A 23,370-nucleotide genomic window follows, 5' to 3' on the forward strand; every position below is an offset into this window, starting at 1 on the left:
CGGTTGCCTGGAACAACCTGGGCGCACCCCTTGAACCGGTCCGGTCCACGCTAGTGGTCCGGTCGCTCAGCCGGGGTTTTCGAACGTAAATGATCTGAAGTCTTGGAGTGACTCCTGTGGCTGCCAACTGCGACGTCTGCGGCAAGGGGCCGGGCTTCGGCAACAGCATCTCCCACTCGCACCGCCGTACCCCCCGTCGTTGGAACCCCAACATCCAGACGGTTCGTGCGACGGTCGGTCGGACGCCGAAGCGGCTCAACGTCTGCACCTCGTGCATCAAGGCCGGTAAGGTCTCGCGCTGACGCGCAGACCGGTTAGCCGGTCCTCCAGATCGCCGATTCGCCCTAGGGCGGGTCGGCTTTCTGTCTTTCCCCCTCGCTGAGCGCACCACGACGGGCTCACCACGACGGACGCATCGCAGCGGACGGACCGGAAGGGCGGGCCCTCGGGCCCGCCCTTCCGTGCGTCTCAGGACCGCCACCGCCAGGCGTGGTCCACCGGGCCGATGCCGGCGCCGAGCGCGAAGCCGCCCCGGATCGCGCCGGTGATGTAGTCCTTGGCCGCGGCCACTGCGGCCGGCATCTCCGCGCCCTTGGCCAGCTCGCTCGCGATCGCGCTGGCCAGCGTGCAGCCGGTGCCGTGGGTGTGCCGGTTGTCCAGCCGGGGCGCCCGGTACCAGTGCCGCGAGCCGTCGGCCCCGGCCAGCAGGTCGGCCGCCTCGCCGTCCAGGTGGCCACCCTTGACCAGCACCCACTGCGGGCCGTGCCCGAGCAGCGCCTCGGCGGCGGCGGCCATCCCGGCCTCGCCGTCCACCTCGATGCCGGTGAGCTGGGTCACCTCGTGCAGGTTGGGTGTGGCGAGGGTGGCGACCGGCAGCAGCTTCTCCCGGACGGTGGCCACCGCCTCGGCGGCGAGCAGCGCGTCGCCGTGCTTGGAGACCCCGACCGGGTCCACCACCACCGGGGCACCGACCCCGGCGAGCAGCTCGGCGACGGTCTCCACCAGCTCCACCGAGGCCAGCATGCCGGTCTTCACCGCCTGCACGCCGATGTCGTCCACCACACTGCGGAACTGCGCCCGGACCGCCTCGGCCGGGAGCTCCCAGTAGCCCTGGACGCCGACCGAGTTCTGCGCGGTGACGGCGGTGATCACGCTCATGCCGTGCACGCCGAGCGCGAGCATCGCCTTGAGGTCGGCCTGGATGCCGGCGCCGCCGCCGCTGTCGGATCCGGCGATGGTGAGTACGCGAGGAGGAGCAACCATGGGCGCCAACCTACCGAACCCGGCTCAGAGCACCGCTTCGGACTCCGCCCAGCGGTCCTCGGGGACGGTCTTCAGCTGCTGGACGGCGTCGGCCACCGGGATCAGCTGGATGTCGGTGCCGCGCAGCGCGGTGAAGTGCCCGAAGGCGCCCTTGTGGACGGCCTCCACCGCGTGCCAGCCGAAGCGGGTGGCCAGCACCCGGTCCCGGGCGGTGGGGGTGCCGCCGCGCTGGGTGTGGCCCAGGATCACCGGGCGGGCCTCCTTGCCGAGCAGGTTCTCCAGCTCGATGGCCAGCCGGTTGCCGATCCCGCCGAAGGTCTGGTGGCCGTACTGGTCCACCGCGCCGTGGTCGAAGCGGAGCGTGCCGGGCACCGGCTGCGCGCCCTCGGCGACGGCGATGATGGCGAACTTCTTGCCCCGGCGGAAGCGCTCCTCGATCATCCGGGAGACGGCTTCGAGGTCGAAGGGCTTCTCCGGGATCAGGATGCCGTGCGCCCCGGCGGCCATCCCGGCGGTCAGGGTGATCCAGCCGGTGTGACGGCCCATCAGCTCGACCACCATCACCCGCTGGTGGGACTCGGCGGTGGTCTTCAGCCGGTCGATCGCCTCGGTGGCCACGTGCACGGCGGTGTCGAAGCCGAAGGTCACGTCGGTGGCGTCGATGTCGTTGTCGATGGTCTTCGGCACCCCGACCACCGGCAGCCCGGCGTCGCTGAACATCCGGGCGGCGGTCAGCGTGCCCTCGCCGCCGATCGCGATCAGCGCGTCGATGCCGAGCTTCGCCGCCAGCTCCTGGGCGTGTTCCACGCCCCACTGGATGCGCTCGCGCTGCACCCGGGCCGAGCCCAGGATGGTGCCGCCGAGGGTGAGCAGGCCGGTCACGTCGTCGTGCGAGATCGGCCGGGACCGGCCCTCGATCAGCCCGAGGAAGCCGTCCTCGATGCCGATGATCTCGTCGCCGTGCACGTCGGTGCCCCGGTGCACCACCGAGCGGATCACCGCGTTGAGGCCGGGGCAGTCTCCGCCGCTGGTCAGGACACCGATGCGCATGGGGGCGTGCTCTCCCGCTCGATTGGTCGGATTCTCGTACGAGCCGGACAACAGCCGTCGAAACGGACATTGCCGACGGGCCCACACTATCCGCCCGGAGCACGCCGACCGGAATCCCCGCGCCTCAGTCCTCCTCGGCGGCGAAGTGGTCCCAGCCGCCCGCCCGGTCCCAGGGCGCGCCGTCCACCGTCACGGTGCCGCCCCGGCCGGGGCTGGCCGGGCGGGTCACCTCGCCCACCACCCGCCAGCGGGCGGGCAGTTGGACCGAGGGCGGGAAGGTGGCCACGATCGCGTGGTCCTCGCCGCCGGAGAGCACCCAGACCAGCGGGTCGATGCCGACCGCCTGGCCGATGTCGGCCATCTGCGCGGGCACGTCGAACTCGGCGGCCCGCAGGTCGATGTCCACCCCGCTGGCCCGGGCCACGTGGCCGAGGTCGGCCACCAGGCCGTCGCTGACGTCGATCATCGCGGTGGCGCCGAGGTCGGCCCCGGCCGGGCCGGCGTGGTACGGCGGCTCCGGGCGGCGGTGCGCCTCCACGAAGGCGCGCGGCGAGCGGAAGCCCCGGGCCAGCACCGAGAGCCCGGCGGCGGACCAGCCCAGCCAGCCGGTGACCGCGACCACGTCGCCCGTGCGGGCACCGGAGCGGGTCACCGGGGCCCGGCCCTGGAGGTCGCCGAGCGCGGTGATGGCCAGCGTGATGGTGTCGCCGCGCACCACGTCGCCGCCGACCACGGTGGCGCCGGCCACCTGGCACTCGTCCCGCAGCCCGTCCATCAGCTCGGTGGCCCAGGTGGTCGGCAGGTCGGCGGGGGCGACCAGCCCGAGCAGTATCGCGGTCGGCACCGCGCCCATCGCGGCGATGTCGGCGAGGTTCTGGGCGGCGCACTTGCGGCCCACGTCGTAGGCGGTGGACCAGTCCCGGCGGAAGTGCCGGCCCTCGATCAGCACGTCGGTGGTGGCCACCACCCGGCCGTCCGGCGCCTTCACCACGGCGGCGTCGTCGCCCGGCCCGAGCTCCACGGCCGGGGTGGTCGGCAGCCGGGCGGTGAGCTCCCTGATGAGTCCGAACTCGCCGAGCTCGCCCACGGTCCCCTGCATCTGCCGCCCTCTCTCCACTTGCCCTGTCGCCCCGTCTGGGCGCAGCGTACGCCCTCCGGGGTCTCCCCAGCGGCGGGGGTCAGCGGTAGCGTGGTGATCAGACCGCCCGGTCCGTCCGCCCCGCTCTGGAGGTCCCCCGTGGTACAGGCATACATCCTGATCCAGACCGAGGTCGGCAAGGCGACCGCCGTGGCCCGGCAGATCGGCAAGGTGGAGGGCGTGATCTCGGCCGAGGACGTCACCGGCCCCTACGACGTGATCGTCCGGGCCGAGGCCACCACCATCGACGAGCTCGGCCGCCTGGTGGTCGCCCAGGTGCAGCAGGTCGAGGGGATCACCCGCACCCTCACCTGCCCGGTGGTCAACCTGTAGGGCTGGCTACCATCACCGGGTGAGCCGATTCAGCAGCCTGCCCGCCGCCGTCCGCTGGGGCGTTCCTCCGGCCGCCCTGCTGACCTGCGTCGGACTGCTCGGCTGGAGCTGGAGCCTGCCGGAGGACGTCGAGCCGCCGAGGCCCACCGGCAAGGCGGTGGCCGCCTGCGAGGCGCTGGACCGGGCGCTGCCGGAGACTGTGCTGGGCCACCGGCGTGACGACCCGTCACCCGCCTCGCCCTACACGGCCGCCTGGAGCAGCTCGCCGCGCACCGTGCTGGTCTGCGGCAGCGAGCGGCCGGACTACCTCAACGACGACCCGCTGGCCTCCGCGCCGGAGGTGAACGACGTCCAGTTCGGCATGAGCGCGCGCCCGGGCGGCGGCTACCACTTCGTCACCACGCTGCGGGACGCCTACGTGGAGATCCGGGTGCCCGAGGGCGCCTACCCCAACTACGCCGACCCGCTGAGCTCCTTCACCGACGCCATCAAGGCCGCCGTCCCCGGCTGGCTGGCGCAGCAGCCGGGGACGGCGAACGGCTGACCCGTGGTCAGCGCAGGCCGGTGGAGCGGCTGAGCGCGGCGGTCAGCAGCCGGTCGATCAGCTCCGGGTAGGGCAGGCCGCTGGCCTCCCACATCTTCGGGTAGGCCGAGATGGGGGTGAAGCCGGGCATGGTGTTGATCTCGTTCACCATCCAGCTGCCGTCCTCCAGCAGGAAGAAGTCGACCCGGGCCAGGCCCTCGCAGCCGAGCGCCTCGAAGGCCGCCACCGCCTGCCGCTGGATCTCGGCCAGCTCCGGCGCGGTCAGCCGCGCCGGGATCTCGACCTCGGAGGAGTCGATGTACTTGGCCTCGAAGTCGTAGAACTCGAAGTCGCCGCCGACCTTCACCTCGGCCGCCACGCTGGCCCGCGGGCCGTCCTCGAACTCCAGCACCGCGCACTCGATCTCACGGCCCGTCACCCCGAGCTCCACGATCACCTTGGGGTCGTGGCGGCGTGCCTCGTCGATCGCGGCGTCCAGCCCGGCCAGGTCCTTGACCTTGGTGATGCCCATGCTGGAGCCGGCCCGGCAGGGCTTCACGAAGACCGGCAGGCCGAGCGCGGCGATCCGCTCGCGGGCGGCGGCCCGGCCCTGCTCGCTCTCCCACTCGCGCGGGCGGACCACGGTGTAGCTGCCGACCCCGATGCCGTGCGAGGCCAGGATCCGCTTGGTGAACTCCTTGTCCATGCCGGCCGCGCTGGCCAGCACGCCGGAGCCGACGTACGGCACCCCGGAGAGCTCCAACAGGCCCTGGATGGTGCCGTCCTCGCCCCACGGGCCGTGCAGCAGCGGCAGCACCACGTCGACCTCGCCGAGCACCTTGGGCGCGGCACCGGGCTCGCTCCAGACCACCTCGCGGCTGGCCGGGCTGCCGGGCAGCGCGACCTGGCCCTCGGCCGACTCGGCGATGCCGTCCACGTCGGGGAGCTTCCCGTCGGTGATGGCCATCCGGGCCGGCTCGTCGCCGACCAGGGCCCAGCGGCCCTCATGGGTGATGCCGATGGGCAGCACCTCGTACTTGCTCCGGTCGATGGCCCGGAGCACGCTGGCGGCCGTGACGACCGAGACGCCGTGCTCGGAGCTGCGCCCGCCGAAGACGATCGCAACGCGCGGCTTGGCCGCGTTCTGGGAGGTCTGTTCGATGCTCATATCGCATTTGAGACTACCGTGCGGCCGGTTTCAAGAAGGACACGAGCTCGGCGCAGGACACCCGCACGGTGTCGGACCGTCAGTCCTCAGCGCCGCTCGGGCTTCGCCGAACGGGCCATCAGCCCGGCCAGCACCTCCTGGGTCGGCCGCCCGTGGTGCACCACGTCGACCACGGCCGCCACGATCGGCATGTCGACGCCGTGCCGCCGGGCCAGGTCGAGCACCGACTCGCAGGACTTGACGCCCTCGGCGGTCTGCCGGGTGGCGGCGATGGTCTGCTCCACCGTCATGCCCCGGCCCAGGTTGGTGCCGAAGGTGTGGTTGCGGGACAGCGGCGAGGAGCAGGTGGCCACCAGGTCGCCCATCCCGGCCAGGCCGGCGAAGGTGTACGGGTCGGCGCCCAGGGTGAGGCCGAGCCGGGTGGTCTCGGCCAGGCCCCGGGTCATCAGGGTGGCCTTGGTGTTGTCGCCCAGGCCCATGCCGTCGGCCATCCCGACCGCCAGGCCGATCACGTTCTTCACCGCGCCGCCGAGCTCGCAGCCGACCACGTCGGTGGAGGTGTACGGGCGGAAGTAGGGCGTGTGACAGGCCGTCTGGAGCCGCTTGGCCACCTGCTCGTCGGTGCAGGCCACCACCGAGGCGGCGGGCTGCTTGTCGGCGATCTCGCGGGCCAGGTTGGGCCCGCTGACCACCGCGACCCGGGCCGAGCCGACCCCGGCGACCTCCTGGATCACCTCGGACATCCGCTTGGCGGTGCCGAGTTCGATGCCCTTCATCAGCGAGACCAGCACGGTCCGCTCGTCGAGCAGCGGGGCCCAGGCCGCGAGGTTCTGACGGAGCGTCTGGGACGGCACCGCGAGCACCGCGAAGTCCGCCCCGGCCAGTGCCTCGGCCGGATCGGTGGTGGCCCGGACGTTGGCCGGCAGCGGGGTGCCGGGCAGGTAGTCCGGGTTGGCGTGGGTGGTGTTGATGGCGTCCACCAACTCCTTGCGGCGGCCCCAGAGGACCACCTCGCAGCCGGCGTCCGCCATCACCAGCGCGAACGCGGTGCCCCAGGAGCCGGTGCCGAAGACGGCGCAGCGGGTCATTCGGCCGCCCCCTCGGTGCCGGTGCCGGCCGCCCGGTGCTTCTTCGCGGCGGCCTGGTCGGCCCGCTCGCGGGCCGCCCTGCGCATGTCGTAGCGCTCGGCCGGCGGCTCCTCGTGCCGGATGCCGGCCAGCACCTCGGTGATCGCCGCCATGATGTCCTCGGTGGCGTCCCGCAGCACCTGGGCGGTCAGCTCCTGGCCCTGGTACTTGCTCAGGTCCACCGGCGGGCCGGCCGCCACCGTCACCCGGTGCCGGGGGAAGAGGTTGAACTTGCTCTTCCCGCCCCGGCCGTAGGGCGGGATGATCTCGTGCGCGCCCCAGTGCGCGACCGGGATGACCGGCGCCCCGGTCATCAGCGCCACCCGGGCCGCGCCGCTCTTGCCGGTCATCGGCCAGAGCTCCGGGTCCCGGGTGAGGGTGCCCTCGGGGTAGAACTGCACGCACTGGCCCCGGTCGATCGCGTCGATCGCCGCGCGGAACGCCTCGGCCGCGTCGGTGGACTCCCGGAACACCGGGATCTGGCCGGTCTTGCGCAGCATGAAGCCGATGAACGGGACCGAGAACAGCTGGGACTTGCCCAGTATCCGGGGCGGCCGGCCGCTGTTGTACTGCCAGTGCGCGTAGACCACCGGGTCGATCACCGAGTTGTGGTTCACCACGGCTAGGAAGCCGCCGCGCTCGGGCAGGTGCTCCCAGCCGCGCCAGTCCGGCTTCACCAGGGCCGTGGTGACCGGCTTCACGAGTACGGCCGCGAAGCGGTACCAGATCCCGTAGTCGGCGTTGCCGAACCGGGCGTTCGAGCGGGCCACCCCTGCTCCTCTTTCCTCGTCCGGGGCACTCCGGGTGCCACGGGTTACGTCCTCGGCGGACCAGTTTCGCCACTGGCCCGACCGCTGTCGAGCGCGTTCCCGGCCGGTCACGGGCGGGCCGCCTGGCCGGGATTCCCGCACCGGCGTCAGAATGGCGCCGATGACCCAGGACACGGTACGCCCCGCACCAGCCGTCGCGCCCGCGCCCCACCCCGAGTGGTCGCTGGTGTTGCCCGTGAAACGGCTCACCCTGGCCAAGAGCCGGCTCGCCCCGTTCGCCGGGGACCGCCGGGCGGCACTCGCGCTGGCCTTCGCCCTGGACACGGTGCGTGCCGCGCTGGCCTGCCCGGCGGTCGCCCGGGTGCTGGTGGTCACCGACGACCCGGCGGCCGGGGCCGAACTCGCCCGGCTCGGTGCCCTGCTGGTCGCCGACGAACCCGGCGGCGGGCTCAACCCGGCCCTGGCGCACGGCGCTTCGCGCGCCCACGGGCTGGCCCCGCACGCCCCCGTGGCGGCCCTCTCCGCCGACCTGCCCGCGCTGCGCCCCGCCGAGCTCGCCCTGGTGCTGGCCTCGGCCGCCGCCCGCCCCGGCCGCTCCTTCCTCGCCGACTCCCCCGGCCTCGGCACCACCTTCCTGGCCGTCCCGCCCGGGCTCCCGCTGGACCCGCGCTTCGGCGACGGCTCCCGGGCCCGCCACGCCGCCGCCGGCGCGGCCGAACTCGACCTCCCGCACGTGCCGTCGGTCCGCCGCGACGTCGACACCGGCGAGGACCTCCACGAGGCCCGCGCCCTGGGCCTCGGCCCGCACACGGCGGCCCTGCTCCCCGTCCTTGACGCACGGACGTACGGTGGGCCTCCCGCCGACGGCCGGCCGACCCCGGCCGACCCCGCACCCGCGCCGCGCGGACGCACCGCCGAGGCCGGCTGCCGGTAGGGCGACCGCCTCCTGGCCCGGGCCGGCAATGTGCGGCTCCGCTGCGCGGGCGGGCGAGCCGTCGAGAACGGGTCACCTCCCGGCCGGGACCCGGGATGCGGAGGACGGAGCACCCACACCGGCCCGGGCCGGCAATGTGCGGCTCCGCTGCGCGGGCGGGCGGGCCGTCGAGACGGGGTCACCTCCCGGCCGGGACCCGGGATGCGGAGGGCAGCGCACGCACTCCGGCCCAAGGCCGCAGGGAAGTCACGCGCAGCATCGGCGACCGACAAGAAGGCCGCGAAGGGACCCTTTTCCCCGGCGCCGGTCACCGGCGGGGCCGTGGCGGCGGCGCTCGCTATGCTGCCCCCATGCAGGCCACCTCCTACACCTTCGACCCGGCGACCCGCAGTGGCTCCGTCCTCCTGGACGACGGCACCCCGGTCCCCTTCGACGCCGCCGCCTTCGACGCCGGCGGCCTGCGGCTACTGCGTCCCGGTCAGCGCCTGCGGATCCGGACCGAGGGCGCCGGGGAGGCCCGCCGGGTGGTCTTCCTCACCCTGCAGACCTTCCCGGACCCGGCCGGGGACGCCGGGGCCTGACAGCGCGACGGTCACCAGGTGCGAGCGCCCGGCCATCGCGAAGCAGAGCGTCAACTCACCCTCCCGGTCCAGCGTTTCGGTGACCCGCTCGACCGCCCCCGGGCCGAGGAAGTAGCGGTACGCCTCGTACTGGGTCCACCCCAGCGGGAGCGCCCGGAGCGACTCCCAGAGCGCCGCGAGGGCGTCCGGCAGGCGGGCGAAGACGGCCCGCGCGGTGACGTCCTCGATCTCGACCGCGTACGACGGTGCTTCCCCGTTCACGCCCGCTCCTCCGGCTCCGGGTCGATCTCGGCCCAGACGCCCTCGACCGTCTCGGCCTTGTCGTGCCCGAACCGGTCGGCGGTGACCAGCACGTCCAGGACGGCGAGTTGGGCCTCGGCGCCGATGTCGCGTGGCAGGATCACGTAGACGCGGTAGCCGCCCTCGTCGCGGAGGCTGACCCGCGCCCGTGCGCCGGCCGCCCTGGCCAGCCGGTTGGCCACGTCAAACACCCTGGTGGTTCGCACGCAACAACTCTCCCCGCGAGCGTACGGTCACAGACAGTAAATCTAAGCAATTAGATTCCATCTGATGCATTAGATTGTCAACCCTGGTTGGCCCCGGTTCGCCCGTCCTGCCCACTCGTCGGGGGCCGCCTCCGTGAGGAGCGTCAGATGCCGAATGCCGAGCGCGACTACCTCCGCATCGCTGACCTGCTCCGGCAGCGCATCCTGCGCGGTGAGTGGCAGCCCGGCGAGCGCCTGCCGTCCCGGGCCAAGCTCGCGGTCGAGTACAACGTGAAGGCGACCAAGCTCCAGAAGGCGCAGGAGCTGCTCATCACCGAAGGCCTGCTGGAGAGCTACGCGGGCTCGGGCACCTTCCTGCGCCAGCCGCCGGCCCGGCACCGGATGTACCGCTCGCTCCACCCGGACCTGGACGGTCCGGCGCCGTTCCGGCTCGACATCGGCGACGTCGGCGAGGGGTGCGGCTAGGAGTCCCAGACGCACAGTCAGGTCCGGGCCGACGAGCAGCTCGCCGCCAGGCTCGGGATCGAGCCGGGTGCCGAGACCGTGCACACCACCTACGAGTTCCTGATCGACGGCCGGCCGACCCAGTTGGCCGACAGCTGGGAGCCGATGGCCGTCACCGGCAGCTCCAAGGTGCTCTTCCCCGAACTCGGGCCGTACCGGGGACGGAACGTGGTGACCAGGATGGCCGCGATCGGCATCACGGTGACCCGGGTGGTCGAGCAGCCGCGCCCCGGCCGTGCCACCGCGGAGCAGGCGCACCTGCTCAACATCCCGGTGCACGACCTGCTGACGGTGATCGAGCGGACGTACTACGACGCCGACGGCCGGGCGGTGGAGACGGCGGACCTGGTGATCCCGGACTCCCGCTGGGAGATCGTCTACGAGCTCCCGATCGTCCGTCAGCAGCCCGCCGGACCGGCCCGGTCCGCCACCCCGTGACGGGCACGCGAAAGAGCCGTGGCGGCCCGCTTCCGGGGAGTCCCCGGATGCGAGCCGCCACGGCTCACGGCAGTTGACCCGCCGTCGGCTGACCTTCCGCCAGGAACTACTTGGCGGTGGAGCGGCGCGAGGTGGTCTTGCGGGCGGCGGTCTTCTTCGCCGGCGCGGTCTTCTTCGCGGTCGCGGTGGTCTTCTTGGCCGCGGCGGTGGTCTTCTTCGCCGGGGTGGCCTTGGCCGTGGTGGTCTTCTTGACCGGGGCGGCCTTCTTGGCGGCGGCCGTCTTGGTGGCGGTCGCCTTGGTGGCCGCAGCCTTGGTGGCGGTCGCCTTCTTGACGGCGGTGGCCTTCTTGGTGGCCGTGGCGGTGGTCTTCTTCGCCACGGTCTTCTTGGCCGGAGCGGCAGCGGCGGCCGTGGTCTTCTTCGCGGCGGTGCGCTTGGCCGGAGCGGCGGCGGCAGCGGTGGTGGCGCGCTTGGTGGCAGCACGCTTGACCGCGGCGGTGGTGCCGGTCTTGCCCGGGGTGAGCGAGCCCTTGGGGGCCTTCTTCACCGACGGACCGTCCTTCGGCAGCTTCTTGCTGCCGGCCACGAGGTCCTTGAAGCCCTGGCCCGGGCGGAAGCGCGGGACGGCGGTCTTCTTGACCTTGACCCGCTCGCCGGTCTGCGGGTTGCGGGCGAACCGCGCGGAGCGGTCGACCTTCTCGAAGGTGCCGAAGCCGGTGACCGACACGCGGTCACCCGCCACGACGGCACGCACCATGGTGTCGAGCACTGCGTCGACGGCCTCTGCGGCAGCCTTGCGACCGCCCAGCTGCTCGGCCACCGCTTCGACAAGCTGAGCCTTGTTCACGTCTTCCCCTTCGGAAACGAGCGCCGGATGATTCCATCCGTTCTTTTCGCACGTTAGGTATGTATCTGCGGACTTTCAATTACTGAACGCGCGAATCACCCTAGTGTCGCAATGGATTTGCGCGTTCGGCGCCTCATCCGAGCGGCTGGCGCCCCTCGTCGAGGTCCTGGACAAAGCGCGTCAACCTCCTTGCCGCCCCCGGGAGATCGCGCTTGGCGGTCTCGGTGACGATCAGGAGCTGACGAGTGAGAGCGGTCTTTGCCTCGGTTGACACGTTCAGCGCATGAACGCGGTCGTGTGCCAGCTTCAACCGCTCGGCCACCAGCGCGTAGAGCGCCGTGACTTCCGGGGTGTCCATCCCCTCCGAGGAGGCGGGTTCGCCATCCCCGTACGGAGGTTCATGGTGCCGGTGCATGCAACGATTGTGCCATCTGTACGGAGTTGCGCTGCGCGGGGGTTTATCCGGAGCTCAACTCGGGCCCGGAACAGACGGATGGCCCACCCCCCTGAGGGGGTGGGCCATCCGGTGGAGCGTCAGGATTCGGAGCCTCAGGCGACCGGCAGGGTACGCGGCTTGAAGGAGGGTCGGGTCGCCTCGAACTCGGCGATGTCACCCTCGTTCCGGAGCGTGATGCTGATGTCGTCCAGACCGTTGAGCAGCCGCCAGCGGACGTTGTCGTCCAACTCGAAGGAGGCGGTGACGCCCTCGGCCCGGACCTCGCGGGCCTCCAGGTCGACGGTGATCTCGGCGGTCGGGTCGGCCTCGGTCAGCGCCCACAGCCGCTCCACCGTCTCCTGCGGGAGGACCACGGTGAGCAGGCCGTTCTTCAGCGAGTTCCCCCGGAAGATGTCGGCGAAGCGCGAGGAGATGACGGCCTGGAAACCGTAGTTCTGCAGCGCCCAGACCGCGTGCTCGCGGGAAGATCCGGTGCCGAATTCCGGGCCGGCCACCAGCACCGAGGCGCCCTGACGCTCCGGCAGGTTGAGCACGAAGGAATCGTCCTTGCGCCAGGCCTCGAACAGGCCGTCCTCGAAACCGGAACGGGTGACCTTCTTCAGCCAGTGCGCCGGGATGATCTGGTCGGTGTCGACGTTGCTGCGGCGCAGCGGGACGGCCCGGCCGGTGTGCGTGGTGAACTTCTCCATGGCGCTCAGACCTCCACAGAAGCGCGGTCGGACAGGTCGGACGGGGCGGCCAGGCGGCCCAGCAGGGCGGTCGCCGCGGCGACCTGCGGGGAGACCAGGTGGGTACGGCCGCCCTTGCCCTGCCGGCCCTCGAAGTTGCGGTTCGAGGTGGAGGCGCAGCGCTCGCCCGGAGCCAGCTGGTCGGGGTTCATGCCCAGGCACATCGAGCACCCGGCGTGCCGCCACTCGGCGCCGGCCGCGGTGAAGACCTTGTCCAGGCCCTCCTCGACCGCCTGCAGGGCGACCCGGACGGAGCCGGGGACCACCAGCATCCTTACCCCGTCGGCGATCTGACGGCCCTCCAGGATTCCCGCGGCGGCCCGCAGGTCCTCGATCCGGCCGTTGGTGCAGGAGCCGACGAAGACGGCGTCCACCGCGACCTCGCGCAGCGGGGTGCCGGCCTCCAGGCCCATGTACTTCAGGGCGTTCTCGGCGGCGGTCCGCTCCTGCGGGTCCTCGAAGTCCTCCGGGTGCGGCACGTTGGCGCCCAGCGGGGCGCCCTGGCCGGGGTTGGTGCCCCAGGTGACGAACGGGGTCAGCTCGGCCGCGTCGATGAACACCTCGGCGTCGAAGACCGCGTCCTCGTCGGTGGTCAGCGTGGACCAGTACTCCACGGCCGCGTCCCAGTCGGCGCCCTTCGGCGCGTGCGGGCGGCCCTCCAGGTAGTCGAAGGTGGTCCGGTCCGGGGCGATCATGCCGGCCCGGGCACCCGCCTCGATCGACATGTTGCAGATCGTCATCCGGGCCTCCATGGAGAGGCTGCGGATCGCCGAGCCGCGGTACTCCAGGACGTAGCCCTGGCCGCCGCCGGTGCCGATCTTGGTGATGATGGCCAGGATCAGGTCCTTGGCGGTGACGCCCTCGGGCAGCTCGCCCTCGACCGTGATCGCCATGGTCTTGAACGGGGCCAGCGGCAGCGTCTGGGTGGCCAGCACGTGCTCGACCTGGCTGGTGCCGATGCCGAACGCCAGTGCGCCGAAGGCGCCGTGGGTGGAGGTGTGCGAGTCGCCGCAGACCACCGTGGTGCCCGGCTGGGTCAGGCCCAGCTGCGGGCCGACCACGTGCACCACGCCCTGCTCGACGTCGCCGAGCGAGTGGATCCGGACGCCGAACTCGGCCGCGTTCTTGCGCAGCGTCTCCAGCTGCACCCGGGAGACCGGGTCGGCGATCGGCTTGTCGATGTCCAGGGTGGGGGTGTTGTGGTCCTCGGTCGCGATCGTGAGATCGGTCCGGCGGACGGTGCGGCCGGCCAGCCGGAGGCCGTCGAACGCCTGCGGGCTGGTCACCTCGTGGAGCAGGTGCAGGTCGATGTAGAGCAGGTCGGGCTCGCCCTCCGCGCGCCGGACGACGTGGTCGTCCCAGACCTTCTCCGCAAGTGTCCGTCCCATCGGAATCCCTCCAGCCGGCCGCACTGCCGGCCGCTCGTCTCTGTTGTCCAGGATGTGGACAGCCTGGTGAGGCTCGATCCTGGGTGTCTGCCGGGCTGCTCCACCAAGAGTGGCGGGTTTCTCAGGAAATTGAACTTGCGTCTCGCGGACTGAGACTGCAGTCTTAGGGCATGGACAACACTAGCGGCGTCGGCGTTCTCGACAAGGCCGCTCTGGTGCTCAGCGCACTGGAGTCGGGCCCCGCCACGTTGGCGGGGCTGGTCGCCGCCACCGGTCTGGCGCGCCCCACGGCCCACCGTCTCGCCGTCGCACTCGAACACCACCGCCTGGTCACCAGGGACATGCAGGGCCGCTTCATCCTCGGCCCCCGGCTCGCCGAACTCTCCGCCGCTGCGGGCGAGGACCGCCTGCTGGCCACCGCCGGGCCGGTGCTCACGCACCTGCGCGACGTCACCGGCGAGAGCGCCCAGCTCTACCGCCGGCAGGGCGAGATGCGGATCTGCGTGGCCGCCGCCGAGCGGCTGTCCGGCCTGCGGGACACCGTCCCGGTCGGCTCCACCCTGCCGATGAAGGCCGGCTCCGCCGCCCAGGTCCTGCTGGCCTGGGAGGAGCCCGAGCGCCTGCACCGCGGCCTCCAGGGCGCCCGCTTCACCGCGACGGCGCTCAGCGGCGTCCGGCGGCGCGGCTGGGCCCAGTCCATCGGCGAGCGGGAGCCCGGCGTGGCCTCGGTCTCCGCCCCCGTGCGCGGCCCGTCCAACCGCGTGGTGGCCGCCGTCTCGGTCTCCGGCCCGATCGAGCGCCTGACCCGCCACCCCGGCCGGCTGCACGCCCAGGCCATCATCGAGGCCGCCAACCGCCTCACCGAGGCCCTCCGCCGCGGCTGACCGCCGAATCGAGTCCGTCCGAACGGCCCCTCCGGGGGCCGTTCTCCTTTTCCGTGCGGGAAATGCAAAAAAGCCCCGGAATTCCGGGGCTTCCTACTGGCTGGGGTACCAGGACTCGAACCTAGACTAAATGAACCAGAATCACTCGTGCTGCCAATTACACCATACCCCAACAAAGCATCGGGCCAGTGGGCTGTGAAGCCCACCGGCCTTTCGCTCTGGTACCCCCGACCGGATTCGAACCGGCGCTACTGCCGTGAGAGGGCAGCGTGCTAGGCCGCTACACAACGGGGGCAAGCTGGCGATCCTGTGCTTCGTCCGTGCCGGGGTTGCGAACTCGTCCGACGGGGACAGTGGAGAGGATCTGGTACCCCCGACCGGATTCGAACCGGCGCTACTGCCGTGAGAGGGCAGCGTGCTAGGCCGCTACACAACGGGGGCTTGTTCTTTTGTGGTGCGTACCCCCGACCGGATTCGAACCGGCGCTACTGCCGTGAGAGGGCAGCGTGCTAGGCCGCTACACAACGGGGGCTTGTACTGCTGGGTCTTGCTCGTACTGCGCTGGGGTACCAGGACTCGAACCTAGACTAAATGAACCAGAATCACTCGTGCTGCCAATTACACCATACCCCACCAGAGCGCGGCCCCTGACGGGGTTTCACTCGGCGTTGCGACCGCTTGGTTGCTTCCTGACGAGGCTTCTGGTCCCTCGCCCTGTCCCTCCCGGGCGGCGCAGAAAGAACATTACCCGACTCCCGGCCCTGCTCCAAAATCCATAACCGCAGGCCGGGTGGCGGGGGGCTGCGCGGCTGGTCACGCAGCCCCCCGCCGGCCGGCGGCTCAGCCCTTCGGGACGGCGTCCAGGGCGGCCGTCAGGCGGCGCAGCGTCTCCTCGCGGCCGAGCAGCTCCATCGACTCGAAGAGCGGCGGGGAGACCCGGCGGCCGGTGACCGCGACCCGCAGCGGGGTGAAGGCGAACTTGGGCTTGATGCCCAGGCCGTCCACCAGGGCGGCGCGCAGGGCGGCCTGGATCGGCTCGGGGGTGAAGTCGGCCAGCTCGGTCAGGGCCGTGACGCTGGCCTCCAGCACCGGGCGGGCGTCGGCGTTCAGCACCTTGGCCGCGTCCTCCGGGTCGAGGGCGAACGCGGCCGGGTCGACGAACAGGAAGCCGGCCATGGTGACGATCTCGGAGAGCACCACCATCCGCTCCTGGGTGAGCGGGGCCACCTTCGCCAGCAGGTCGAGCTGGGCGGCGGTGGGCTCGGCCGGCAGCAGGCCGGGGGCCTGGAGGTAGGGCACCAGGCGGCGGACGAAGTCCTCCGGGGCCAGCTCGCGCAGGTGGTGCGCGTTGATCGCCTCGCACTTCTTCAGGTCGAAGCGGGCCGGGTTGGAGTTGACCTTGGCGATGTCGAAGTGGGCGACCAGCTCGTCCATCGAGAACAGGTCCCGGTCCTCGGCCAGCGACCAGCCCAGCAGGGCCAGGTAGTTGAGCAGGCCCTCGGGCAGGAAGCCGCGCTCCCGGTAGAGGTTGAGGCTGGCCTGCGGGTCGCGCTTGGAGAGCTTCTTGTTGCCCTCCCCCATCACGTAGGGCAGGTGGCCGAAGCGCGGGGTGGTGCCGTTGCCGACGCCGATCTCGGCCAGGGCGGCGTAGAGGGCGATCTGACGGGGCGTCGAGGAGAGCAGGTCCTCGCCGCGCAGCACGTGGGTGATGCCCATCAGGGCGTCGTCCACCGGGTTGACCAGGGTGTAGAGCGGGGCGCCGTTGGCCCGGACGATGCCGTAGTCGGTGACGTTCTCCGGCTCGAAGCTCAGGGTGCCGCGGACCAGGTCGTCGAAGGCGATGGTGCGGTCGGGCATCCGGAACCGGACGATCGGCGCGCGGCCCTCGGCGACGTACGCGGCGGTCTGCTGCTCCGTCAGCTCGCGGCAGTGGCCGTCGTAGCCGGAGGCCCGGCCGGCCGCGCGGGCAGCCTCGCGGCGGGCGTCCAGCTCCTCGGTGGAGCAGTAGCAGCGGTAGGCGTGGCCGCCGGCCAGCAGCTTCTCCGCCACCTCGGCGTAGATGTCCATCCGCTGGGACTGCCGGTAGGGGGCGTGCGGGCCGCCGACCTCGGGGCCCTCGTCCCAGTCGAAGCCGAGCCAGCGCATGGCGTCCAGCAGCTGCCCGTACGACTCCTCGGAGTCCCGGGCCGCGTCGGTGTCCTCGATCCGGAAGACCAGGGTGCCGCCGTGGTGGCGGGCGAAGGCCCAGTTGAAGAGGGCGGTGCGGACCAGGCCGACGTGCGGGTTCCCGGTCGGGGAGGGGCAGAAGCGGACCCGGACGGTCGGGTCCGGGGTGTTGTCAGCCACGCTTGACCACCTTGTTGGAGAGGGTGCCGATGCCCTCGACGGAGACGGCGACCTCGTCGCCGACCTGGACCGGGCCGACCCCGGCCGGGGTGCCGGTGAGGATGACGTCACCGGGGAGGAGGGTCATCGCCTCGGAGATGTGGGCGATCAGCTCGGCGATCGAGCGGACCATCTGGGAGGTCCGGCCGGCCTGGCGGAGCTCGCCGTTGACGGTGCAGGTGATCGCCAGGTCGCTCGGGTCCAGCTCGGTCTCGATCCACGGGCCGAGCGGGCAGGCGGTGTCGAAGCCCTTGGCGCGGGCCCACTGGCCCTCGCGCTGCTGGACGTCGCGGGCGGTCACGTCGTTGGCGCAGGTGTAGCCGAAGATCACCTCGGACGCCCGGGCCACCGGCACCTCGCGGCCCATCCGGCCGATCACCACGGCCAGTTCGGCCTCGTGCTGGACGTCGGAGGAGAACGGCGGGTAGGCGATCGCCTCGGTCGGACCGATCACCGAGGTGGAGGGCTTGAAGAAGGTGAGCGGGACCTCGGGGACCTGGTGGCCCAGCTCGGCGGCGTGCTCGGCGTAGTTGCGGCCGACCGCGACCACCTTGTTGGGGAGGATCGGGGAGAGCAGCCGGATGTCCTGCAGGCGGTAGCTCTCGCCGCTCAGTTGGAGCGAGACGATCGGGTGGCCGGCCAGGCCGTGCACCACCACCGTGTCGGGCTGGGCGGGGTCGCCCTCGACCACTCCGAAGGAGACGCTGCCGGCGGCAGGGCTTCCTTCCCGGACGGAGAACCTGGCGATGCGCACGGTGGGGAGCCTCTCGGTCGGTCGGGCACCGGCCTGACCGGGCCCTGTACTGGAACGGACCCAGGATATGACGCGAGGGGCGCCGGACCGCTCGACGGCGGGCCGACGCCCCTCGGGACGTGAGTGCGCGTCAGTCCTGCGGCAGGCGCGGGGCCGGCGCGGTCATCAGCACGGTGCGGCGCGGGTTGGCGGTCGCGGTGGGCAGCTCGGTGGCGTACTCGACCGCGCGGTCCGCCGGGGAGCCGAGCAGCTGGCCGAAGTCCGCGACCGAGGCCAGCGTGGTGCGGCGCGGGTTGGCGGTCGAGCCGTTCGAGAGCTGGGACATTGCGTCACACCTTGGGTTCGGGGCCGATTCGAGGAATCGGCCGGGGTGATTCCGGGCAGGCTCACGCCTGGCACAGCGCACAAGGGTAGACGGTCGGCCGCCGCGGGAGGCTGATCTTCTTCCACAGTCGCCGTGATCTTAGCTATACATTCCGCTGTGACTTTGCTCACAAAATGCCGGGGAAATGCCACATCGCGGACATTTACCGACGGCGGGGACATCGCCTCAAATCCGATATCTCGGACATTCCGGGACCTCTACCGGATCGGGCACTCCGAGGTCAGCTTGGCATGTATCGGTCGAGTGTCCGAAAAGCGCCGTATTCCCGGCCTGTTACCGCACAGTCCGTGAGACGGTGCGCGCGCTGGGTGGTCTAGGACACTGACAGGTAACGCCCCTTGTTGGAGTTCCCACGCTGTGCTGGAATGCGACGGAAAAACTCGACACCGTCCCGAACCGTGCCAGCGGGGAGGGGCGCCCGGTCCAGAGGTTGCGACGCCAGTGCAGGGACGTTTCAAGAGGGGCAGCGGCGCCGCGGGAGACCCGGAGTCGCGTGAGCCCGTGGCAGGCCCCCATCAGGCGGCGCCGCTCACGGGACCCGGTGAGCAGATAGCAGGCGGCGGCGAGCCCGAGCCGCAGGACGGTGCCGACGGCACCGATCAGAACGAGAAGCCGAGCGGACGCTCACGGCTGCGCACCTCGCTGACCCGCCGCCGGGCCACCGGTCTGAGCCGGTTCGCCATGCGCAACTGGAAGATCCGCACCCGCCTGATCGCGCTGCTGCTCCTCCCCGTGGTGGTCGCCCTGGCGCTCGGCGGCCTGCGCGTGCAGTCCTCGATGGAGAACTCCCGCCAGCTCTCCCAGATGGCCAACCTCGCCGACCTGGCCCGCACCGCCACCGACCTGGCGAACGCCCTGCAGAGCGAGCGCGACCTCAGCGCCGGCCCGCTGACCACCGGCGGCCCGGAGCGCGCGAAGGACGACGACGTCGCCAACGCCCGCAAGGTCTCGGACCAGTTGAGCAAGGCCTTCGCGGCCAGCGCGGACAACTTCGACGACCTCGACCTCGCCGGTGGCAAGGCCCTGCTGCTCCAGGTCCGCCGTGACCTCAACCAGCTCTCCGAGGCCCGCAGCAACGCCTACGTCGACCACAAGAACATCCAGGCCACGATCACCAACTACGACGTGATCATCAAGAACCTGCTCTCCATCACGCAGGACATCGCGATCGCGTCCAACTCGACCGAGCTGGTCAAGATCACCCGTGGCCTCTACCAGTTCTCGCTGGCCAAGGAGAACACCTCGATGCAGCGCGCGCTGATCAGCGCCGCGCTCGCCAACCCCGGTGGCCCGGACCTGTCCTCCTCCGACGAGACCTTCGGCATCCGCCTGAAGACCTCCGAGGACAACGCCCTCACCAACTTCAACGCGATCTACGGCGACACCGAGGCCCAGGCCCTGCGCCGGGGCCTGACCCGGGACCAGGAGATCGCCAACGCCGACCGGTACAGCAAGGCCGTCCTCAACCCGAACGGCATCAAGCAGACCGAGGCCCGTACCTACAAGGACTGGTACGACAGCGCCACGGTGAAGATCACCAACGAGCAGAAGATCGAGAAGAAGCTGCTCGAGGACCTCGACGGCCGGGCCGGCGCCCTGCAGGACGAGGCCGACACCCAGGCCTTGGTCAACGGTGGTCTGATCGCCCTGGTGCTGATCGTCGCCATCGCCGGCGCCGCCCTGGTGGCCCGCTCGATGGTGCGCTCGCTGACCCGTCTCCAGGTCGCCGCCGAGGACGTCGCCGAGCGGCGGCTGCCCGAGCTGGTCAAGACCCTCTCCGAGAGCGACCCGCACGACGTCGACGTCACCGTCGAGCCGGTCGGCGTCGACTCGGCCGACGAGATCGGCCACGTGGCGCACGCCTTCGACATGGTGCACCGCGAGGCCGTCCGACTGGCCGCCGAGCAGGCGCTGCTCCGAGGCAACATCAACGCGATGTTCACCAACCTCTCGCGCCGCAGCCAGGGCCTGATCCAGCGTCAGCTGTCGCTCATCTCCGAGCTGGAGAGCCGCGAGGCGGACCCGGACCAGCTGGCCTCGCTGTTCAAGCTCGACCACCTCGCGACCCGCATGCGCCGCAACGGCGAGAACCTCCTCGTCCTCGCGGGCGAGGACCCGGGCCGCCGCTGGACCCGCCCCGTCCCGCTGGTCGACGTGCTCCGCGCCGCCGCCTCCGAGGTGGAGCAGTACGAGCGCATCGAGCTGGCCTCGGTGCCGTCGGCCGAGGTGGCCGGCCGGGTCGTCAACGACCTCGTCCACCTGCTCGCCGAGCTGCTGGAGAACGCCACCTCGTTCTCCAGCCCGCAGACCCGCGTTCGGGTGACCGGCCACGCGCTGCCGGACGGCCGGGTGCTGATCGAGATCCACGACACCGGCATCGGCCTCTCCCCCGACGACCTGGCGGACATCAACGAGCGCCTGGCCAACCCGCCGGTGGTGGACGTCTCGGTCTCCCGCCGGATGGGCCTCTTCGTGGTCGGCCGCCTGTCCCTGCGACACGGCATCCGGATCCAGCTCCGCCCGAGCGACTCCGGCGGCACCACCGCGCTGGTCATGCTCCCGCTCGACGTCACCACCTCCGCCGACCGCCGGGCTGCCGGCCGTCCCGGCGGCCCGGGCAAGACCCCGCAGCGCGGGGTCGGTCCGACGCCGCGTCAGCAGGGCCGCGGCAGCACCGCCGAGGCGCTGGCCGGCCGTGGCGCCGCCGCGCTCGGCCAGGGCCCGCAGGCTCCGCAGGGTCGCCCCGGCGGCGCTCCGGGCAGCCGGCCGCAGCTGGGTCAGGGCCCGCAGGGCGGTGGCCGTCCGGGTGCTCCGGCCGGTGCGCCCGGTGGCTCCCCCAACCTGTTCGGCGGCCCCGCCGCCGGTGCTCCGGCGGGCGGCCTGCCCACCCGGGACGCGGGCCAGTCGCTGCGTGACGGCGGCCAGCCCGGCCGGGAGAACCCCGCCGAGGGTCTGATGCCGCGTCGCACCCCGGGTGCCTCCGGTGCTCCGGGTGCCGGTGCTCCGGGGCAGGGTGCTCCGGGTCTCGGTGCTCCGGGTGCCGGGCTGCCGCGCCGCGGCCCGGGCCAGGGTCCGGGGCAGCCGCAGGGCCAGCAGCCGGGCCGGCCGCAGCCGGGCTTCGGCCAGGAGCGCCAGCGCCCCGAGCCGGCCTCCCAGGGTGCCGAGGGCTGGGGCGAGCAGCCGCAGCACGGCCGGGCCGGCCAGCCCGAGGCCGGTCGCCGTCCGCAGCCGCAGGGCCGCCCGCAGGCGCCCGCGCCGCAGCAGGCCCCCGCCCAGCCGCAGTTCCAGCAGCAGGCCCCGGCCCCGCTGGAGGCGGCGGCCGAGTCCACCGCGCAGTTCAGCCGGCCGCGGTTCGAGGCCAGCGAGATCGACCCGCGTGACCCGCTGGGCCTCGGCCTGGTCGAGCCGGTGCTGCCGTCGGTGCCCAACCCGGTGCCCCAGCAGCAGTCGTTCCAGCAGCCCTTCCAGCAGCAGCCGCAGCAGCAGGCCCCGCAGCAGGGTCAGCCGATGGCCCTGCCGACCGGCCCGGGTCTCGACGACACCGTGCAGTGGCAGCGCCCCCAGGACGGCTTCGGCGCCCCGGCTCCGCAGCGGACGCCGCGTCAGCAGCCCGCCCCCGGTGCGGAGTTGCCGGCTCGCGGTCTGCCCGAGGCGACCGGCGACCCGCAGGCCCGCCCCCGTCCGTCGTACCAGCCGCAGCGTCCCGGCACCTCCGCGCCGGGCCTCGGCGAGCAGCCCCGGCCGGCCCAGCGAATGCAGGCTCCGGCCGCGCAGCCGCAGGCCCAGCAGGCTCAGCAGGCCCCCACCCGGCCGCAGGCCCCGGCGCAGCAGCCGCCGCAGCCGCAGTCGGACGGCCGGCCGCAGCCGGGCCAGGACGGCCCCGGTCCCGGTGACGCGCCGTGGCGCCCGTCCGCCAACGACGAGCGCTGGCGCCGGGCCGAGCAGGTCCGCGAGCCCTCGTCGGACGGGCTGACCCTGTCGGGTCTGCCCCGCCGGACCCCGCAGGCCAACCTGGTCTCGGGCACCGCCGAGGCATCGCCGCTGACCGGTCCGCAGGTCTCCCGCAGCCCCGAGGAGGTGCGCGGCCGCTTGACCAACCTGCGCCGCGGCATCCAGCAGGGCCGCCAGGCCGGTGCCGAGGCCGCCTCGCAGGGCGGCGGCATGCCGACCCGTCCGCCGCGCTTCGACGGCTTCGGCCCGCAGGGCGGCGGCGCCCAGGACAACCCCGGTTACGGCTCGAACCAGCAGGAGCGTTGAGTTGACCCAGATGAGCCAGGCAGCACAGAACCTGAACTGGCTGATCACCAGCTTCGTGGACAGCACCCCCGGGGTGTCCCACACCGTGGTGGTCTCCGCCGACGGGCTCCTGCTCGCCATGTCCGAGGGCTTCCCCCGCGACCGCGCCGACCAGCTCGCCGCCGTCGCCTCCGGCCTCACCTCCCTCACCTCCGGCGCCAGCCGGATCTTCGAGGGCGGCGAGGTCAACCAGACCGTCGTGGAGATGGAGCGCGGCTTCCTCTTCCTGATGGCCATCAGCGACGGATCTTCCCTCGCCGTGCTCGCGGCCCCCGATTCCGACATCGGTCTCGTGGGCTACGAGATGGCCCTCCTGGTGGACCGCGCCGGAGCCGTGCTGACGCCGGCCCTGCGCGCGGAACTCCAGGGCAGCCTGCTGCACTGACGGACCGTCATCCCGAAGCGCAGCCACTGACCAGAGCATCCAGGAGGACCCTCATGACCCCGCCCCCGACACCCGGCGGCCCGTACGGAAGCAACGGGTACGGCAACGGCTACGGTGACCAGTCCGACGGGTACGAGCAGCAGCCGCTGGTCCGCCCGTACGCGATGACCGGTGGCCGCACCCGGCCCCGGTACCAGCTGGCGATCGAGGCCCTGATCTCGACCACCACGGCCGCCGAGCGGACCGGCGGGCTGCTGCCGGAGCACGCCCGGATCGTCGGCCTCTGCCGTGAGGTCAAGTCGGTGGCCGAGATCTCGGCGCTGGCCGGAGTGCCGCTCGGGGTCGCCCGCATCCTGGTCGCCGACCTGGCCGAGGCCGGTCTCGTCGCCATCCACCAGCCCGCCGCCGCCGGAGAGTCGGGCGGAACGCCGGACGTCACGCTGCTCGAAAGGGTCCTCAGTGGACTTCGCAAGCTCTAACGCGGCCGCCCCCAGCCGCGCCACCACCTCCGCGAAGATCGTCGTCG

23 protein-coding genes, 5 tRNA genes and 1 pseudogene are annotated in these 23,370 nt (G+C 72.4%); 10 read left to right on the forward strand and 19 right to left on the reverse strand.

What is annotated here, in order from left to right:
- The first annotated feature begins 116 nt into the window (after positions 1-116).
- Entirely contained in the window at positions 117-302 is a 186-nt protein-coding gene (gene rpmB, locus ACIRBX_RS37090; RefSeq protein ID WP_082598345.1) for a 50S ribosomal protein L28, read from the forward strand.
- Positions 303-468: 166 nt separating this feature from the next.
- On the opposite strand, the gene thiD is transcribed toward rpmB, so the two are convergent.
- From thiD to ACIRBX_RS37105, 3 genes are all read right to left on the reverse strand, one after another.
- Complete coding sequence (thiD, locus tag ACIRBX_RS37095) at positions 469-1,263, reverse strand: bifunctional hydroxymethylpyrimidine kinase/phosphomethylpyrimidine kinase (protein ID WP_402304598.1); 795 nt, start codon at positions 1,261-1,263, stop codon at positions 469-471.
- 24 nt (positions 1,264-1,287) lie between these two features.
- Positions 1,288-2,313 (reverse strand): 6-phosphofructokinase, encoded by a 1,026-nt coding sequence (locus ACIRBX_RS37100; protein WP_402304600.1) that lies wholly within the window; start codon positions 2,311-2,313, stop codon positions 1,288-1,290.
- 124 nt (positions 2,314-2,437) lie between these two features.
- Positions 2,438-3,412: a thiamine-phosphate kinase gene (locus tag ACIRBX_RS37105; protein WP_402304602.1), complete on the reverse strand. Its 975-nt coding sequence runs from the start codon at positions 3,410-3,412 to the stop codon at positions 2,438-2,440.
- Positions 3,413-3,550: 138 nt separating this feature from the next.
- Here ACIRBX_RS37105 and ACIRBX_RS37110 point away from each other — a divergent pair, with 138 nt between their 5' ends.
- Together ACIRBX_RS37110 and ACIRBX_RS37115 are read left to right on the forward strand one after the other, a co-directional pair.
- On the forward strand, positions 3,551-3,784 hold the full coding sequence (locus tag ACIRBX_RS37110) for an Lrp/AsnC family transcriptional regulator (RefSeq protein ID WP_402304606.1): 234 nt from the start codon (positions 3,551-3,553) through the stop codon (positions 3,782-3,784).
- 19 nt (positions 3,785-3,803) lie between these two features.
- A complete protein-coding gene (locus ACIRBX_RS37115) occupies positions 3,804-4,328 on the forward strand; it encodes a DUF3515 domain-containing protein (protein ID WP_402304609.1) in 525 nt (174 codons plus the stop codon).
- 7 nt (positions 4,329-4,335) lie between these two features.
- On the opposite strand, the gene ACIRBX_RS37120 is transcribed toward ACIRBX_RS37115, so the two are convergent.
- The 3 genes from ACIRBX_RS37120 to ACIRBX_RS37130 form a co-directional block, all read right to left on the reverse strand.
- A complete protein-coding gene (locus ACIRBX_RS37120; protein ID WP_402304611.1) occupies positions 4,336-5,475 on the reverse strand; it encodes a D-alanine--D-alanine ligase family protein in 1,140 nt (379 codons plus the stop codon).
- An 86-nt stretch (positions 5,476-5,561) separates the two neighbouring features.
- Positions 5,562-6,563, reverse strand: coding sequence for an NAD(P)H-dependent glycerol-3-phosphate dehydrogenase (locus ACIRBX_RS37125; protein ID WP_402304613.1), 1,002 nt, complete (start codon positions 6,561-6,563; stop codon positions 5,562-5,564).
- Positions 6,560-7,372, reverse strand: a complete 813-nt coding sequence (locus tag ACIRBX_RS37130; protein ID WP_402304616.1) for a lysophospholipid acyltransferase family protein — start codon at positions 7,370-7,372, stop codon at positions 6,560-6,562. The genes ACIRBX_RS37125 and ACIRBX_RS37130 overlap by 4 nt, the downstream gene beginning before the upstream one ends.
- A gap of 160 nt (positions 7,373-7,532) precedes the next feature.
- Here ACIRBX_RS37130 and cofC point away from each other — a divergent pair, with 160 nt between their 5' ends.
- Together cofC and ACIRBX_RS37140 are read left to right on the forward strand one after the other, a co-directional pair.
- Complete coding sequence (gene cofC, locus ACIRBX_RS37135) at positions 7,533-8,306, forward strand: 2-phospho-L-lactate guanylyltransferase (RefSeq protein WP_402304619.1); 774 nt, start codon at positions 7,533-7,535, stop codon at positions 8,304-8,306.
- Positions 8,307-8,656: 350 nt separating this feature from the next.
- Positions 8,657-8,887, forward strand: a complete 231-nt coding sequence (locus tag ACIRBX_RS37140) for a hypothetical protein (protein WP_402304621.1) — start codon at positions 8,657-8,659, stop codon at positions 8,885-8,887.
- A gap of 257 nt (positions 8,888-9,144) precedes the next feature.
- On the opposite strand, the gene ACIRBX_RS37145 is transcribed toward ACIRBX_RS37140, so the two are convergent.
- The gene (locus ACIRBX_RS37145) at positions 9,145-9,393 is read right to left on the reverse strand and encodes a hypothetical protein (RefSeq protein ID WP_402304623.1); all 249 of its coding nucleotides are present in this window, start codon (positions 9,391-9,393) and stop codon (positions 9,145-9,147) included.
- Positions 9,394-9,540: 147 nt separating this feature from the next.
- Between ACIRBX_RS37145 and ACIRBX_RS37150 the strand changes: the two are divergent.
- Positions 9,541-10,335: pseudogene (locus ACIRBX_RS37150) on the forward strand (GntR family transcriptional regulator).
- Positions 10,336-10,441: 106 nt separating this feature from the next.
- Here the strand turns inward: ACIRBX_RS37150 and ACIRBX_RS37155 are convergent.
- The 4 genes from ACIRBX_RS37155 to leuC form a co-directional block, all read right to left on the reverse strand.
- The gene (locus ACIRBX_RS37155; protein WP_402304625.1) at positions 10,442-11,182 is read right to left on the reverse strand and encodes an HU family DNA-binding protein; all 741 of its coding nucleotides are present in this window, start codon (positions 11,180-11,182) and stop codon (positions 10,442-10,444) included.
- Between the two features lie 133 nt (positions 11,183-11,315).
- Positions 11,316-11,540, reverse strand: coding sequence for a hypothetical protein (locus tag ACIRBX_RS37160; RefSeq protein ID WP_402304628.1), 225 nt, complete (start codon positions 11,538-11,540; stop codon positions 11,316-11,318).
- 191 nt (positions 11,541-11,731) lie between these two features.
- A complete protein-coding gene (leuD, locus tag ACIRBX_RS37165; protein ID WP_402304631.1) occupies positions 11,732-12,328 on the reverse strand; it encodes a 3-isopropylmalate dehydratase small subunit in 597 nt (198 codons plus the stop codon).
- A 5-nt stretch (positions 12,329-12,333) separates the two neighbouring features.
- Complete coding sequence (gene leuC, locus ACIRBX_RS37170) at positions 12,334-13,755, reverse strand: 3-isopropylmalate dehydratase large subunit (protein ID WP_402304634.1); 1,422 nt, start codon at positions 13,753-13,755, stop codon at positions 12,334-12,336.
- Positions 13,756-13,925: 170 nt separating this feature from the next.
- On the opposite strand from leuC, the gene ndgR reads away from it, so the two are divergent.
- Positions 13,926-14,639, forward strand: a complete 714-nt coding sequence (ndgR, locus tag ACIRBX_RS37175; RefSeq protein WP_030275730.1) for an IclR family transcriptional regulator NdgR — start codon at positions 13,926-13,928, stop codon at positions 14,637-14,639.
- A 97-nt stretch (positions 14,640-14,736) separates the two neighbouring features.
- Here the strand turns inward: ndgR and ACIRBX_RS37180 are convergent.
- The 8 genes from ACIRBX_RS37180 to ACIRBX_RS37215 form a co-directional block, all read right to left on the reverse strand.
- A tRNA-Gln gene (locus ACIRBX_RS37180) sits at positions 14,737-14,811 on the reverse strand.
- 47 nt (positions 14,812-14,858) lie between these two features.
- Positions 14,859-14,934: transfer RNA gene (locus ACIRBX_RS37185), tRNA-Glu, on the reverse strand.
- Between the two features lie 70 nt (positions 14,935-15,004).
- Positions 15,005-15,080, reverse strand: a tRNA-Glu gene (locus ACIRBX_RS37190).
- A gap of 18 nt (positions 15,081-15,098) precedes the next feature.
- Positions 15,099-15,171: transfer RNA gene (locus tag ACIRBX_RS37195), tRNA-Glu, on the reverse strand.
- A gap of 29 nt (positions 15,172-15,200) precedes the next feature.
- Positions 15,201-15,272, reverse strand: a tRNA-Gln gene (locus ACIRBX_RS37200).
- 207 nt (positions 15,273-15,479) lie between these two features.
- Positions 15,480-16,985 (reverse strand): glutamate--tRNA ligase, encoded by a 1,506-nt coding sequence (gltX, locus tag ACIRBX_RS37205; RefSeq protein WP_402304636.1) that lies wholly within the window; start codon positions 16,983-16,985, stop codon positions 15,480-15,482.
- Positions 16,978-17,778, reverse strand: a complete 801-nt coding sequence (locus tag ACIRBX_RS37210; protein ID WP_402304638.1) for a fumarylacetoacetate hydrolase family protein — start codon at positions 17,776-17,778, stop codon at positions 16,978-16,980. The genes gltX and ACIRBX_RS37210 overlap by 8 nt, the downstream gene beginning before the upstream one ends.
- Before the next feature lie 130 nt (positions 17,779-17,908).
- Positions 17,909-18,103 (reverse strand): hypothetical protein, encoded by a 195-nt coding sequence (locus ACIRBX_RS37215; RefSeq protein WP_402304639.1) that lies wholly within the window; start codon positions 18,101-18,103, stop codon positions 17,909-17,911.
- A gap of 561 nt (positions 18,104-18,664) precedes the next feature.
- Between ACIRBX_RS37215 and ACIRBX_RS37220 the strand changes: the two genes are divergently transcribed.
- The 3 genes from ACIRBX_RS37220 to ACIRBX_RS37230 are packed head-to-tail and all read left to right on the forward strand — an operon-like array spanning position 18,665 to position 23,323.
- A complete protein-coding gene (locus ACIRBX_RS37220; RefSeq protein ID WP_402304640.1) occupies positions 18,665-22,420 on the forward strand; it encodes a nitrate- and nitrite sensing domain-containing protein in 3,756 nt (1,251 codons plus the stop codon).
- 10 nt (positions 22,421-22,430) lie between these two features.
- Positions 22,431-22,844 carry a roadblock/LC7 domain-containing protein gene (locus ACIRBX_RS37225; RefSeq protein WP_345289569.1) on the forward strand — a complete coding sequence of 138 codons (414 nt, stop codon included), beginning with the start codon at positions 22,431-22,433 and terminating at the stop codon, positions 22,842-22,844.
- Between the two features lie 53 nt (positions 22,845-22,897).
- Entirely contained in the window at positions 22,898-23,323 is a 426-nt protein-coding gene (locus ACIRBX_RS37230; protein WP_402304641.1) for a DUF742 domain-containing protein, read from the forward strand.
- Positions 23,324-23,370 lie beyond the last annotated feature (47 nt).

It is taken from the genome of Kitasatospora sp. NPDC096147 (assembly GCF_044763225.1).
Lineage (GTDB): Bacteria > Actinomycetota > Actinomycetes > Streptomycetales > Streptomycetaceae > Kitasatospora.

What these genes read in the sequence shown, in the direction of transcription:
- ACIRBX_RS37105 (WP_402304602.1), bottom strand. Translation starts at nt 3,412, where the DNA reads ATGCAGGGGACCGTGGGCGAGCTCGGCGAGTTCGGACTCATCAGGGAG.
- ndgR (WP_030275730.1), top strand. Translation starts at nt 13,926, where the DNA reads ATGGACAACACTAGCGGCGTCGGCGTTCTCGACAAGGCCGCTCTGGTG.
- cofC (WP_402304619.1), top strand. Translation starts at nt 7,533, where the DNA reads ATGACCCAGGACACGGTACGCCCCGCACCAGCCGTCGCGCCCGCGCCC.
- leuD (WP_402304631.1), bottom strand. Translation starts at nt 12,328, where the DNA reads ATGGAGAAGTTCACCACGCACACCGGCCGGGCCGTCCCGCTGCGCCGC.
- ACIRBX_RS37225 (WP_345289569.1), top strand. Translation starts at nt 22,431, where the DNA reads ATGAGCCAGGCAGCACAGAACCTGAACTGGCTGATCACCAGCTTCGTG.
- ACIRBX_RS37160 (WP_402304628.1), bottom strand. Translation starts at nt 11,540, where the DNA reads ATGGACACCCCGGAAGTCACGGCGCTCTACGCGCTGGTGGCCGAGCGG.
- leuC (WP_402304634.1), bottom strand. Translation starts at nt 13,755, where the DNA reads ATGGGACGGACACTTGCGGAGAAGGTCTGGGACGACCACGTCGTCCGG.
- ACIRBX_RS37215 (WP_402304639.1), bottom strand. Translation starts at nt 18,103, where the DNA reads ATGTCCCAGCTCTCGAACGGCTCGACCGCCAACCCGCGCCGCACCACG.
- ACIRBX_RS37140 (WP_402304621.1), top strand. Translation starts at nt 8,657, where the DNA reads ATGCAGGCCACCTCCTACACCTTCGACCCGGCGACCCGCAGTGGCTCC.
- ACIRBX_RS37100 (WP_402304600.1), bottom strand. Translation starts at nt 2,313, where the DNA reads ATGCGCATCGGTGTCCTGACCAGCGGCGGAGACTGCCCCGGCCTCAAC.
- thiD (WP_402304598.1), bottom strand. Translation starts at nt 1,263, where the DNA reads ATGGTTGCTCCTCCTCGCGTACTCACCATCGCCGGATCCGACAGCGGC.
- ACIRBX_RS37230 (WP_402304641.1), top strand. Translation starts at nt 22,898, where the DNA reads ATGACCCCGCCCCCGACACCCGGCGGCCCGTACGGAAGCAACGGGTAC.
- ACIRBX_RS37125 (WP_402304613.1), bottom strand. Translation starts at nt 6,563, where the DNA reads ATGACCCGCTGCGCCGTCTTCGGCACCGGCTCCTGGGGCACCGCGTTC.
- ACIRBX_RS37120 (WP_402304611.1), bottom strand. Translation starts at nt 5,475, where the DNA reads ATGAGCATCGAACAGACCTCCCAGAACGCGGCCAAGCCGCGCGTTGCG.